14 protein-coding genes are annotated in these 12,670 nt (G+C 66.0%); 10 read left to right on the top strand and 4 right to left on the bottom strand.

What is annotated here, in order from left to right:
- Positions 1-12: 12 nt before the first annotated feature.
- On the bottom strand, positions 13-750 hold the full coding sequence (locus tag AAF481_07280; protein ID MEM7480961.1) for an NRDE family protein: 738 nt from the start codon (positions 748-750) through the stop codon (positions 13-15).
- 291 nt (positions 751-1,041) lie between these two features.
- Between AAF481_07280 and AAF481_07275 the strand changes: the two genes are divergently transcribed.
- The 7 genes from AAF481_07275 (at position 1,042) to AAF481_07245 (ending at position 7,662) form a co-directional block, all read left to right on the top strand.
- Complete coding sequence (locus tag AAF481_07275; protein MEM7480960.1) at positions 1,042-1,320, top strand: hypothetical protein; 279 nt, start codon at positions 1,042-1,044, stop codon at positions 1,318-1,320.
- The gene (locus AAF481_07270) at positions 1,317-1,790 is read left to right on the top strand and encodes a hypothetical protein (protein MEM7480959.1); all 474 of its coding nucleotides are present in this window, start codon (positions 1,317-1,319) and stop codon (positions 1,788-1,790) included. Before AAF481_07275 ends, AAF481_07270 begins: the two co-directional genes overlap by 4 nt.
- Entirely contained in the window at positions 1,787-2,824 is a 1,038-nt protein-coding gene (locus tag AAF481_07265) for a Rieske 2Fe-2S domain-containing protein (protein MEM7480958.1), read from the top strand. Before AAF481_07270 ends, AAF481_07265 begins: the two co-directional genes overlap by 4 nt.
- Positions 2,825-3,586, top strand: a complete 762-nt coding sequence (locus AAF481_07260; protein ID MEM7480957.1) for a hypothetical protein — start codon at positions 2,825-2,827, stop codon at positions 3,584-3,586.
- 4 nt (positions 3,587-3,590) lie between these two features.
- Positions 3,591-4,412, top strand: coding sequence for a GNAT family N-acyltransferase (locus AAF481_07255; protein MEM7480956.1), 822 nt, complete (start codon positions 3,591-3,593; stop codon positions 4,410-4,412).
- Positions 4,413-4,507: 95 nt separating this feature from the next.
- On the top strand, positions 4,508-5,077 hold the full coding sequence (locus tag AAF481_07250; GenBank protein MEM7480955.1) for a DinB family protein: 570 nt from the start codon (positions 4,508-4,510) through the stop codon (positions 5,075-5,077).
- An 11-nt stretch (positions 5,078-5,088) separates the two neighbouring features.
- Positions 5,089-7,662: an alpha/beta fold hydrolase gene (locus AAF481_07245; protein MEM7480954.1), complete on the top strand. Its 2,574-nt coding sequence runs from the start codon at positions 5,089-5,091 to the stop codon at positions 7,660-7,662.
- Between the two features lie 498 nt (positions 7,663-8,160).
- Here the strand turns inward: AAF481_07245 and folK are convergent, their stop codons facing one another.
- From folK to AAF481_07230, 3 genes are read right to left on the bottom strand one after another with little or no spacing between them, the layout of a single operon-like run.
- Complete coding sequence (folK, locus tag AAF481_07240) at positions 8,161-8,694, bottom strand: 2-amino-4-hydroxy-6-hydroxymethyldihydropteridine diphosphokinase (GenBank protein MEM7480953.1); 534 nt, start codon at positions 8,692-8,694, stop codon at positions 8,161-8,163.
- 4 nt (positions 8,695-8,698) lie between these two features.
- On the bottom strand, positions 8,699-9,070 hold the full coding sequence (folB, locus tag AAF481_07235; GenBank protein MEM7480952.1) for a dihydroneopterin aldolase: 372 nt from the start codon (positions 9,068-9,070) through the stop codon (positions 8,699-8,701).
- Positions 9,071-9,109: 39 nt separating this feature from the next.
- Complete coding sequence (locus AAF481_07230; GenBank protein MEM7480951.1) at positions 9,110-9,871, bottom strand: SDR family oxidoreductase; 762 nt, start codon at positions 9,869-9,871, stop codon at positions 9,110-9,112.
- Positions 9,872-10,161: 290 nt separating this feature from the next.
- Here AAF481_07230 and AAF481_07225 point away from each other — a divergent pair, with 290 nt between their 5' ends.
- The 3 genes from AAF481_07225 to AAF481_07215 all read left to right on the top strand — a co-directional run bounded on the left by AAF481_07225 (position 10,162) and on the right by AAF481_07215 (position 12,594).
- Positions 10,162-11,199, top strand: a complete 1,038-nt coding sequence (locus AAF481_07225) for a hypothetical protein (GenBank protein ID MEM7480950.1) — start codon at positions 10,162-10,164, stop codon at positions 11,197-11,199.
- Between the two features lie 62 nt (positions 11,200-11,261).
- Positions 11,262-12,191, top strand: a complete 930-nt coding sequence (locus AAF481_07220; protein MEM7480949.1) for a hypothetical protein — start codon at positions 11,262-11,264, stop codon at positions 12,189-12,191.
- A 61-nt stretch (positions 12,192-12,252) separates the two neighbouring features.
- Complete coding sequence (locus tag AAF481_07215; protein MEM7480948.1) at positions 12,253-12,594, top strand: DUF1820 family protein; 342 nt, start codon at positions 12,253-12,255, stop codon at positions 12,592-12,594.
- The last annotated feature ends 76 nt before the right edge of the window (positions 12,595-12,670 follow it).

The following is a 12,670-nucleotide window of genomic DNA, read 5'->3' as shown; positions in this document are numbered from 1 at the left end:
GGTGACTTCCGATTACGGACTTGACAGGACGGTACTACAGCACTCGCGCGGCAACCAAACCGGTTCCGCTAGGGGATGGCGGCAGGGCGGTCCGTCGGCGTAGGCCATGGACACCCGCTGCGCCCCGACCTCGACCACCGTCAGGCTGACGGTGCGGGCATCGGGCCGGTGCATGCAGGGAGAGGCCGGTCCGCGCTCGGGCGCATGGCGGGTCATGAAGGCCAGAGCATCGGCCCGCGTCCCGCCGGTTGCCAGGGAAGAGGCACGCCACAGTTCCTCCCGCGTCCCTTCGACGGAACCCTCGTCCCAGGAGGACGAGCTGAGCAGCGGCGGATCCGGCGCCCACCGCCGGATGAATTCGAGACCGTCCGAGCGAAAAGCCCGCGCCTCTCCCGCCGGATCGAGTACCAGCAGGGTGAAGGGCCGGTAGCGACGTGGATCGGCGTGCTCCGCCACCCTCTCGAACCGGTCGATGGCGGCCAGGCCGGTGACCAAGAGGCCTCGGCTGGAGCGCTCGGCCGCATCGACGAGCGGGGCGCTGGCCCAAAAATTGAGCAAGCACACGGTCCAACCGGTTTCGCTGGCGACGATCCAGCTCCCTCCGCCTTCGGGATCCCGCGGCGCCAGGTAGCGCACCCCATCGCCTACCGCCGGGGCCGGCGGCAGGGCGGCGACTCGGCTGCGCCGCTCGTCGCGGTTGAAGTACAGGGCATAGCCACCGGGGCGGGAGGTCCAAGTCACCGTACACATCGCGCGCTAGATCTTACCGTCCGGCGAGCATCATCGGGCCGTGCCAAAACGGCGAAACCGATGTCGGAGGAGGTGCGTAGCTTGTGCTGGATCAACGGCCGCCGTGTGCTAGGGTTTTGCCGGGAAACTATTGATTTCTGAAGTTTCTTTGTGGGCCGCCGGCCTTCTCCGGAGGCGGTAATCGCCGAATGATATTTGTGACCTCAAGAATCTGAACTTGTCGATCTTGCAGCACCACCGGATAGCCATTCAGCTCACGGCGTGGCACATCACTCGCCGGGGGCGCGGCCGATGATCGCGGTAGCCGGCGCGCTGGTCTGGCTGGTCTCGATCTACGCCCTGGTCGGTCTGATCTTCGCCATCGCCTTCGTGCTGCGCGGCGTCTCGCGCATCGACCCGGCGGCAGACGGCGGCAGTTGGGGATTTCGGCTGGTCATTCTGCCGGGAGTGGTGGCGTTTTGGCCGTACCTGGCCTGGCGCTGGGTCCGAGGAACCCCACCGCCGCAGGAATCGAGCGCTCATCTGTGCGACGAACCGGCGACCAGCGGATGGCGCCAGGCCAACTCATGATCCGCTCGCTGCGCCGCCGTCACCGCTGGATGTGGATCGCCCTGGCCGTTGCCCTGCCGCTTCTTTTCGTACTGGCCCTGGCCGCCCGACCGGAGTTTCCGCTTACCGCCCACGCGCCCGCCACGGCGGCTCCCCCGCCGACGACAAGCGATGACGACCTGTTCCCGGATCACCCGCTGAGCGCCCGACTCGGCGCCGGCCCCGGCGGCCCTCGGCTGTGGGTGGATCGGCCGCCGGGCCGCAGCGTCGAGGGTCCGGATCTGCTGCTCTACTGGAGTGTCCGCGGAGGGTCCGGCGACGGCACCCGGCTACCGGCGGACGCCCGGCTCCTCGGCCCCTTGACGGCCGGCAGATCGACCTTCGACTTGCCCACAGCCAACGCCGGGGAACTGGTGGTCTACAGCCTCGGTCACCACCGGGTGGTCGTCCGTTCGTCGCTGGATCGCCCGGCGAACGGAGGTGACCGATGAGCCACGCCTACCGGGCCGTCGGCTGGAATCGCCAGAAACGGATTTACGACTTCACCCTGGCCGGCGGTGTGGCCCTCTACCTGGTGCTGTTCGTGGCCGTCAGCGCGGCCTTGAAGCCCGAGGCGACGATCGAAACCCTGCTCATCCGAGCCTTCGGCACTGGCGCCTTTCTTTTGCTCCACCTGATTCTGGCGATCGGCCCGTTGAGCCGCCTCGACCGCCGTTTTCTGCCGCTGCTCTACAACCGCCGCCATCTGGGGGTGACGATGTTCCTCCTGGCCCTCGGCCACGGCGGCTTCTCGATCGTTCAGTTCCACGCCCTGGGCGACCTGCATCCGCTGGTGAGCGTGCTGGTGAGCAACGGTCGCTACGACAGCTTGGCTCAGTTTCCCTTCCAGGCGTTGGGCTTGGCGGCCCTTCTGATCCTCTTCCTGATGGCCGCCACTAGCCACGACTTCTGGCTCGCAAACTTGACGCCGCCGGCGTGGAAGGCCCTGCACATGCTGGTGTACGTGGCCTACGGCTTGGTGGTGATGCACGTCGCCTTGGGTGTGCTGCAGGCGGAGACGCAACCGCTCTTCCCGATCGCCCTGGGGGTGGGGATGGCCACCCTGCTGACGCTGCACCTGCTGGCCGGCTGGCGGGAGCGGGCGAGGGATGACGAACTCACCGCCGGCGATGGCGCCATGGTGGAGGTCTGCCGGGCCTCGGAGATCGCGGAGAAGCGCGCCCGGGTGGTCACCGTGGCCGGCGAACGCGTTGCGGTGTTTCGCTACGACGGTAAGATTTCGGCCATTTCCAACGTGTGTCGTCATCAAAACGGTCCGCTCGGAGAAGGTCGGATTCTCGACGGTTGCGTGACCTGTCCCTGGCACGGTTTTCAGTACGACCCGGCCACCGGCGCTTCGCCTCCGCCCTTCGACGAGAAGGTCGCCACCTTCGGTGTGCGGCTGGACGGAGACCGGGTGCTGGTGGATCCACGCCCCAACCCGCCGGGAACCCACGTCGAACCGGCTCGGCTGGTGGAGAGCTGAATGCCTGAGAACCCGCCGCCAGGCGACTTCTACATCGGCTACCGGAGCAAGGCTCCGGATGCCCTGGCTCGCTTCCTGAAAGCCCGCGTGCTGGTACTCCTGCTCGCCGCCGCCGGCTTCGCCGCGCTGCTGGCGGCAACCCAGGGGTCCTTCGATCCGGGAACCTTCGAATTCGGCGAGTATCAAACCCTTTCCGGCACCCTGCGCGAGCGGCCTGTTCCGCTGCTCGAAGTGGAACGGCCGGGGGGCGGGGAGCCTTCTCGCTATCCCCTCATTCCCTTCGGCAAGTCCGGCGCCGAAGCGGCCGTCGCCGGACTCGATGGCCGCGCCGTCACCCTCGAGGGAGCCTTCCTCTATCGTGAAAATCTCACTTTCGTGGAACTTTCCGGAGCGGGGATCGAGGCCACCGGCGAGGCCGAGCGGGCGGAAGCGGTGCCGCGCGACGGCGACCGCCCTACGCTGCGCGGCGAGATCGTCGACAGCAAGTGTTTTCTCGGCACCATGAAGCCCGGCCGGCGCAAGCCCCATCGCGCATGCGCTCAGTTGTGCATCCGGGGCGGCATGCCGCCTTTGTTCGTGCTCGAAGGAACCGATGGCTCGACCTTCAGCTACCTGCTGACCGGTCCGGAAGGCGAGGCCATCCATCAACAGATTCTCGACCGCGTGGCGGAGCCCGTGGAGATCACCGGCCAGATTCGTCGCCTGGGCGACCTATGGATCCTGGCGGCGGACCCGGGCGCCATTCGGCGACTGAAGGGATAGCACCATGCTGACGGAGAAAAAGGGCGGCCGCCCGCACAATGCTTACCCTCCCCATCCGGAGGGTCTGCCCACCGGCCTCATCCAGTACGGCAGCTACCGGGTGCGATTCGCCACCACCCAAGACGAACTCGACACCATCCTGCGGTTGCGCTATCGGGTGTTCAACCTGGAGCTCGGCGAAGGCCTGGAGGAATCGGACGCCACCGGCCGGGACGAAGATCCCTTCGATCGCCAGTGTCACCACCTGCTGGTCGAGCACGAACCGACCCACACCATCATCGGCACCTACCGCATTCAAACGGCGGCGATGGCGGAAAGCGGCGATGGTTTTTACTCGCACGGCGAGTTCGATCTCACCGCCCTGCCCCCGGCGGTGATGGATCGGGCGATCGAGATCGGCCGCGCCTGCATCTCCCGCGAGCACCGCAACCGGCAGGTGCTGTTTCTCCTGTGGAAGGGTCTCGCCCGCTACCTTTTGACCAACGACAAGCGTTTTCTCTTCGGCTGCTGCTCCCTGAACAGCCAGGACGGTGCCGAAGGACTCCGGGTGCTCCGCTACCTCGAACGGGAAGGGCACATGCACCCGGAGATCGAGATCCCGCCGCAGGCCGGTCTCGAATGCGACGAAGGCGTCGTAGCCCCCTCGGCGATGGAAGAGGCGGGCCCGGTGGATCTGCCGGCGCTGTTCAAAACGTATTTGCGGTACGGGTCGAAGGTCTGCGGAGCGCCGGCCATTGACCGCGCCTTTCGGACCATCGACTTCTTCGTGCTGTTCGATGTCCAGGGAATGGATCCGAGAACCTACCGCCTGTTTTTCGAAGGATGACCCACGGCCTGCCATCGGGCTTTTCTGGCGAGGCGGACCGATGCCATGTAGTCTTGCGTGTCGAATGTGAATTCTAAGGGGATGGGAAGAGAAGGATGACGGCGAACGAATCACACAAAGACCGCTCGCAGGCCGGCGACAGCCGGTGGATGACGGGCAACGTGGCCCTTCTTACCCAGGGCGAAGAACTCCTCGCGCAGATCGAGGACGAAGCCTACGTCGCCCCCCCCCCGGTGCCGATGGGAACCGTCGGCGGCCACCTGCGCCACTGCCTGGATTTCTATATGTGCTTCCTCGACGGCCTAGCGGAAGGTGAGATCGACTATGACGCGCGCCGTCGGGACGAGCGCATTCAGCAAGACCGCTCCTACGCCATGGGATTGATCGCCGCCCTCAAGGCCCGCCTGGAGGAACTGCCGGCGGACCTCGCCGAGCGCCCGGTACGGGTTTCCCTCGATCGCGCCTTCGAGGCGCCGGACGCCCCCCTCGGCCGCTCGACGGTGCGCCGCGAGCTCCAGTTCTTGTGCAGCCACACGACCCACCACTACGCCCTGATCGCCGCCCAGCTGCGCCTGCAGGGAATCGAGCCGACGAGCGACTTCGGCGTCGCACCCTCTACCCTTGAGCATGAACGGCGCCAGGGAACCGGCGTCCGACGCGTCTGAGCGAGACCTCCATGCGGCTCCGCCGCCGGTGGCTCGTCCTCGCCACCTACCTGATCCTGGTGGCCGCCTCCAGCGTCGTGCGCTGGCGAGCGGCGGTCGAAGCTCCGCCCCCCACTCTGCCGCGGGTACCGGTGGCGGCGGCCGGCGAAGTGGTGGAGATCGCCTGGCGGGAATGGGAAGCGAGCTCCACGCCTTCCGCCGGGGACGGATCGGATTCCCTGCCGCTGGTCCTGCTCCACGGTAGCCCCGGCAGCCACCACGACTTCGACCTTCTCGGCCCCACCTTGGCGGCCGACCGGCGGGTGGTCGCCCCGGACCTGCCGGGGTTCGGAGATTCCGAGAAGAAACTGGCGGACTACTCGATCGTCACCCAAGGCGAGGCGGTGCTCGGCCTCCTCGATCACCTGGCCTTGGAGAAGGTCCACCTGGTGGGTTTCAGCATGGGCGGCGGCAGCGCCCTCGAAATCTGGCGCAGCGCTCCGGAGCGGGTGGCCTCGATCACTCTGATGGGAGCGATCGGGGTACAGGAGCTGGAGTTGCTCGGCGACTATCACCTCAACCACGCGGTCCACGGCCTGCAGGTGGTGGCGATTCAGGCGGCCCGTCACCTGCTACCCCACTTCGGCCTGCTCGACCGCTTCCCCCTCGGCTACGAATACGCCCGCAACTTCTACGACACAGACCAGCGCCCCCTGCGGGCGGCCCTCAAGACCCTGACCGTTCCCACCCTGATCGTCCACGGGCGACGCGATCCGCTGGTGCGGCCGGAAGTCGCCACCGAGCACCATCGCCTGGTACCCCACAGCGAAATGGAAATGCTCGACGCCAGCCACTTCTTCGTCTTCACCGGTCGGCCGGACGTGGCGCCCCGCATCGGCGAATTTCTCGGCCGGGTGGATGCCGGCACCGCCGCCACCGACGACGACGCTTCGCCCGTGCGCCGGGCGCGCGCCAACGAGCCCTTCGATCCCCGCGAGATCCCGCCGTGGACCGGCCTCACCCGCCTGGTGATCATGCTCCTCCTCGCCCTCGCCACTCTGGTCAGCGAAGACCTCACCACCCTCGGCGCCGGCCTGCTGGTGGCGGACGGGCGGCTGGGCTTTCTGCCGGCGGCGCTGGCCTGCTTCACCGGCATCTACATCGGCGACCTTCTGCTGTTCGCGGCGGGGCGCTTCCTCGGCCGGCCGGCCCTGGCCCTACCGCCGCTCCGCTGGTGGATCTCCGAGCGGGATGTCGAGCGCAGCTCCGCCTGGTTCGAGCGGCGGGGAGCAGCGGTGATCTTCTTGAGCCGCTTCCTCCCCGGCGCCCGGCTCCCCACCTATTTCGCCGCCGGTGCCCTGCGCACCCGGTTCTGGTTCTTCGCCGGTTACTTCTTCCTGGCGGTGGCGATCTGGACTCCCCTGCTGATCGCCCTCTCGGCCACCGTCGGCCAGGCCGCCCTGGAGCGCATCGGCCGCGGTATCTGGCCGGCGCTTCTCCTCCTTTTGGCCGGTATGATCCTCCTGCGCAAGCTGCTGCTGCCGATCGCCACCTGGTCCGGACGGCGCCGGCTGCTCGGCGCCTGGCGCCGCTGGACTCGCTGGGAGTTCTGGCCACCCTGGCTGTTCTATCCGCCGATCGTCCTCTACGTCCTGTGGTTGGGAATCAAGCACCGCGGCCTGGCCGTCTTCACCGCCGCCAACCCCGCCATCCCCACCGGTGGCTTCATCGGCGAGTCGAAGGCTCAGATCCTCGCGGGGCTGGCCGGCGCCGGCGACGCCCTGCCCGCCTGGCGCCGGCTGCCCGCGGCCCTTCCCTTCGCCGAACGGGAACGGGCGGTGCGGGCTTTCCTGGAGGACCACGACCTCCGCCTGCCGGTGGTCCTCAAGCCGGACGCCGGCCAGCGCGGCGCCGGCGTCGCCGTGGTGCGATCAGCAGAGGAACTGCGCGTCTACCTCACCGAAGCCACCGGCGACCTAGTGGTGCAGGAATATGTGCCGGGCGAGGAGATCGGCGCGTTCTACGTGCGACGACCGGACGAGCCCGAGGGCTTCCTCTTCGCCATCACCGAGAAGCGCATGCCGGCGGTCACCGGTGACGGCCATGCGACTTTGGAGCGCCTGATCCTGGCGGACCCACGAGCCGTCGCCATGGCCGATCACTACCTGGAATTGCACCGCGCCGAGCTGGACCGCATCCCAGCAGCCGGCGAGCGGAACCCGCTGGTCGAACTGGGCACCCACTGCCGCGGCGCCATCTTCCTCGACGGCGAGCGCCTCAAGACAGCCGCCCTCGAGCGAGAGATCGACCGCATCAGCCGAACCTTCGAAGGCTTTCATTTCGGCCGCTACGACTTGCGGGCGGAGAGCTTCGAAGCCTTTGCCGCCGGCGGCCCCTTGCGGGTCATCGAACTGAACGGCGTAACCTCCGAAGCGACCAACATCTACGACCCCCGGTACTCCGTTTTCCAAGGCTGGAAAATCCTCCGCCAACAGTGGCGCCTGGCGTTCGAAATCGGAGCGGCCAACCGAGACTGCGGCCACGCTCCGGCGACTGTCGGAGACCTCTGGAAAGCACTTCGAGAGTACCGGCGCGGCCTCAAGTGAATCTTCTTCTTCGTTGAGAAGCGGCGAAGCGGGGGGAAGGCCACCCAGGACCGCGCGGGGCTTTACGATTTTGGCGGCCAGGCCCCGCGCTGCGCGCCGCGAGCGCAAACCCAGTTGCCCTCCACTAGTTGTACTGAACGCTCGCGTCGAGCTCCCGGGTGGCCTTCCCCCCGCTCCGCGTTGTGCCATCCCCTACCGAAAAATCGGCATCAACTTCTGAGGCCCACTCGCACCCAACAAGCCTGACGGACTGAAAAACGGACCGAACGAGTACCTGGGACCACACGGGTCCAAATACCGAGAATCCGAACTCTATTTGGGAATGGGGGAACTGGAGGGTGGTCGAGGGCGGGTCGACCGGGAGCTCTCCGCGAGCGCACGCACCGGCAGAGGGAGTCCAACATCGGTCTGCGCTCGCGGAGCGCAGGGCAGATCCATCAAAGTTCAAGCAGCCCCACGCGGTCCCGGACGGCCCGCCCTCGACCACCCGGCCATCAACTATCCGCTGACGAGAACCAATCCACCGGCACGGCGAAAAGGCTCCGCGATCTCCGCCAAGGCACGGCCGTCCACCGGATGGCGCAAACATGGCTCGAGATCCGCCAAGGGAACGGCCAGGTGGGCATAGCGCAGGACCTCCGGATCCGGAATTCGCAGACGCTTGGATCGATCGTCGATCACCCGGTCCCCGAAGAACGCGATATCCAGATCGATCGTCCGCGGAGCGTTGCGATCGTCACAGCGCACCCGGCCGAAATCGGCTTCGAGAGGCCGAAGCACATCGAACTTCAGTTTTTCCGGAGAGAGCCGAGTACGGAAACAGACGGCCGCATTGTGAAACTCGGGGCCGGACGTCCCAACCGGTTGGGAGGAGTACACCGGCGAAACCGCAAGATCCGGGAATCGTTGCCGCAGCCGCAAGATCGTCGTCGGCAGGTAGCGCTCCGGCTCGATGTTCGAGCCGAGGGCGACCAAGACCTTCTCGCCGCCCGCCGAGAGTACGGTCTTTTCGCGGGCTCCGCCGCCGGTCAAGGACTCACGATCCGAAGTCTTCCCGATGGCGCTCGATCTCCACCCCCACGGAGCGCGCAAAGCGCAGAGCACCGGGTTTCTCGATCCTCACCCGGGCCGCTTCGGCGCCGTGGTCCACCACGCAGATGCGGGCCACCTCCGCCACCAGGGTCTCGACCAGCAGATGCGAAGAATCCTCGACATAGGCAATCACCGCCTTGGCGAGGGTGCGGTAGTTGAGGGTGTGCGCGACATCGTCGTCGCGGCCGGCACGGCGGGTGTCGAAGGTCAGCTCGAGGTTGATCAGAATGTCCTGCTTTTTGACCCGTTCCCAATCGTTGAGACCGAGGATCCCGCGCACCAGCAGGTCGTTGATGAAAATCTTGTCTTGCGCCACGCCATCCCCCTCACCGTCGGTTGGTGATCGACGGAACGGTCAATGATTCACCGGACCCGCCAACAGCTCGCCGCCGTCGACGGGAAGCACATGGCCGGTGACGAAGTCGTTTTCCACCAAGAAGACCACCGCCTCACCGAGCCGCCGCGGATCCCCGGAGCGCTGGAGAGGCACCCCGTGTGCCATCGCTTCCCAGGCATCGCTCTCCTCGTCCATCCCCGGCGGCGGCAAGATCAGGCCCGGAATCAGCGCGTTCACCCGCACCGCCGGCGCCAACTCGCGGGCCGCCAGTCGGGTCCAGTGCACCAAGCCGGCCTTGCTCACCCCATGGTGAGCATACTCGCGCCAGGCCGCAACGCCGCTCAGGTCGGAGACATTGATCACCGCCGCCGGCTGGTCCGCCGGCCGATCCACTTCGGCCATCCGCGCAACCGCCGCTTGGGTGAGAAAGAACGGCGCCCGCAAATTGACCGCCATCACCCGCTCCCAGGCATCCGGGGTGATTTCCGCGAAAGGAGCACTCTCGAAGCTCGCCGCGCTGTTGACCAGCACGTCGAGGCGCCCGAAGCGCCCGACCACCGCATCGATCAGCTCCCGCGGCGCCTCCCGCTCGGCCAGATCCGCCTGAAAGGGCTCTACCCGCACCCCCAACGCCGCGATCTCTTCCACGGTACGGCGGGCGGCATCGCGGGAACCACCGTAGTGCACGGCGATATTCGCTCCGCGGCGCGCCAGCGCCAACGCGAAGACCTTGCCCAAGCGGTGGGCGGCTCCGGTCACCAGCGCAGTCTTGTCCGTCAAATCCATCGCATCCCCCTTGGGGACCCATGATCCACGGCAGGGCCTAGCGAGTCAAACAACCGCTGTATCCTCTTTTTGCCCGATTCTCTCCCTCATAGGACTGAGGGGACACCTGCAACCATCCGGTCGGAGCAGTCAATCTGTGTTTATATGATAATATTTATTATAATTAAATAAAATAAAGTGATCGATAGGCCCAGGGGAACTTGTGGTCTAATATATCCATATTGCGAAACACTAGAATCTTCGAACGCTCTCAGGTGCTCCCCCGGAGTGCCATGGGCTGCTAGATGACTGAAAAGCGATTCCAGGGTCGAGGCGGCCCCTTTACTCGCTACGTTGAGATCTGTAACGAGCGTGCCCCTTCCGCGACCGAAGTGCATGGGGCGATGGTGGCACTGCGCACTGCCCTGTGGAGCGCACTGCGACGCCGAGGACTGACCCAGGCCCGACCGTCCTACCTCGGCATCGTCGGGCATCCGACCTGGAACCGGCAGGCGGTGAAGGAGCTCGCAGCCAAGGCCTTTAGCTATATCTTCGTCCACCGCATGGAGGCACTACAGAGGCAACTCCAGGTCAAGCCGGATCTTTCGGGACTGGTCCACAAGAATATCGGCCATTTTCTCTTCGAACTTCAGCGGAAACACGATCCGATCGGCTACCGCTTATTCGACATTCTGCGCGGCGCCGTCAGAGAATGCCTGGACAGCGGTGCCCTCGAGACCCCCAAAGCGACAACCCGGGTCAGCGCCGACACGCTGCTGATTCCGCAACGGCCGGGAGTTCCCTCCCCGGGATTCTCGCTGGCCTCCGAAGTCGCTACCTGGAACGACGAACTGTTGACCGCTTTCGTCGTCGGCCGCGGTCAGCGCAAGACCGCAGCGGTGAATTTCCTCTGTCGCCGCCTCGCGGAACTGCCGGTCGACAGGTTTACCCTGGGAGACGTGCTCGGACCCCTGAAAACGGACGCTCGGCAGCGCTGGAGTCGCATGATCAGTGACTCGAAGGCTCTTCAAAGCACTCTCGAAGGGGTGACCGATCGGACCCTTTCGGACCCCCTCGCAGACGATCGCTTTGAACGTTTCGTAGACTGCGTAACAGAATGGATCGCGCGAGACGGCGGCGACGAAGCTCAAAAGGCGGACCTGCTCGACCTCTGGCGCATCCACAGTGCCTGGGCAGGAGGGGACCTCCCGGTAGGCTGGAGAGGCTCCCCGGAACGTCCACCGAGCCAGCGGAGGCTGGCGGAAATGCTCGGGATACACCGGGATCGGGTGAAGCGGCTGATCCAGATTCTGCAACGCTTCGCGGAGTCGTGCAGAGAATAAAAAGAAGTTTATGAAATCTGAAAGTTAAACGACGATTCTTAAAAAAGACGCTCTATAGAACGATGGCCGACGACTCATCTCTGCTGGAACGGCTGGCGCAAGAAAGCCGCTCAGCGGCTCTCGCCGCTCGAAGCGCCCTGCCCGATCCACAGGGGTCGCCGAAGCCGGGGGCCATTTGGGCGCTTGCCTCGGTCGACAGTTTCTTCGTATTGATCCAGCGAGATCCGGTGGACGCGGATCGCTTCCTGGCGGTGCCGGCGGATCACCGCCGGCAGGTCGGTAGCCGCGACGTGCCCTGCCCGCCGACGGAAGGTCAGGCCCCGCTGGTGCTGCGCTGCGCCGTGCCTCTGTGGTTGGATCGGCGTCAGCTCAGCGAAGGGCAGGGGGTCGGCCAAATCGACGACATCAGGCGCGGGCAAGCCCTGGAAGTTCTCCACGGTGCGGACTCGGAGCACCCCGAACGGCTCGACATCGACGAGGAAACGGCCTACCGGGACTGGATCCGCGAGGGTCCGGACGCCGACCGCGAACGCCTCCTGGCACGAGCCCGGAGGCGGACCCGCCTGCCGCTAGCCGCCGCCCTGGCGGGGCTCGTCGCCCTCGGCGCCTGGGTGGTCTCGTTGCAATTGAGGAGCGATCCCACGACGGAAATCGCTCTGACCGATACCGGTCCCGAGATTCTGATCGGAGACAACCTGCGCGGGATCGGGGACTTCCCTCTCCCCCGCCAATCGTTGTGGCACGTCACTCTGTACTGGAGTGCCGATGCGCCGACCTTCCCGACCTATCGAGTCGAACTGGTCGATGCGAGCGGTCAAAGGGTGGCACAGATCGAGATTCCCGACGAGAACCCCCAGAACACCGGAGTCTCCTTTCCCACCGAAGATCTGCGTCCCGGCTTTCACAAGCTGCGGGTCCTCGGCGTCAAAGGCAACGAGGAGGAACTGCTGACCGAGCATTCCTTCCGCTTCGGGATGCCGCGCGGCCCCTGATCGACGTCACCGACGTGGTATTCTCCTGGCTCCTGCCAGCGAAATTCCGGTCTGCCGATCCGTGACAACCGAATCCATCTACCGCGTGGTCTTCCACAACCAGGGCAACGTTTACGAGGTGTATGCCCGGCACGTTTCCCAGGGCGGCCTGTACGGGTTCGTCGAGGTCGAGGAGTTGCTGTTCGGAGAACGCTCTTCGGTGGTGCTGGATCCGTCCGAAGAGAAGCTCAAGACGGAGTTCGACGGCGTGCGGCGATTTCACGTTCCGATGCACGCGGTCATCCGCATCGACGAAGTCGAGCGCAAGGGCACCTCGCGTATCACCCGGGCGGAGAGTGACGGCGGCGAGGTCACACCCTTTCCGGTGGTCATCCCGCCGGCGCCGAAGCCCTCCAAGAGCTAGCAGATTGCTGAGAAAGGGCTTCGCCTTGTCCTTTCAGCGGCTCTGCCGGCGGTTGTTTTCAGGGCCCCTCCCTGCC

It is taken from the genome of Acidobacteriota bacterium, from assembly GCA_039030395.1.
Taxonomy (GTDB): Bacteria; Acidobacteriota; Thermoanaerobaculia; order Multivoradales; family JBCCEF01; genus JBCCEF01.
This window is presented reverse-complemented; position numbering and strand designations above follow the sequence as displayed.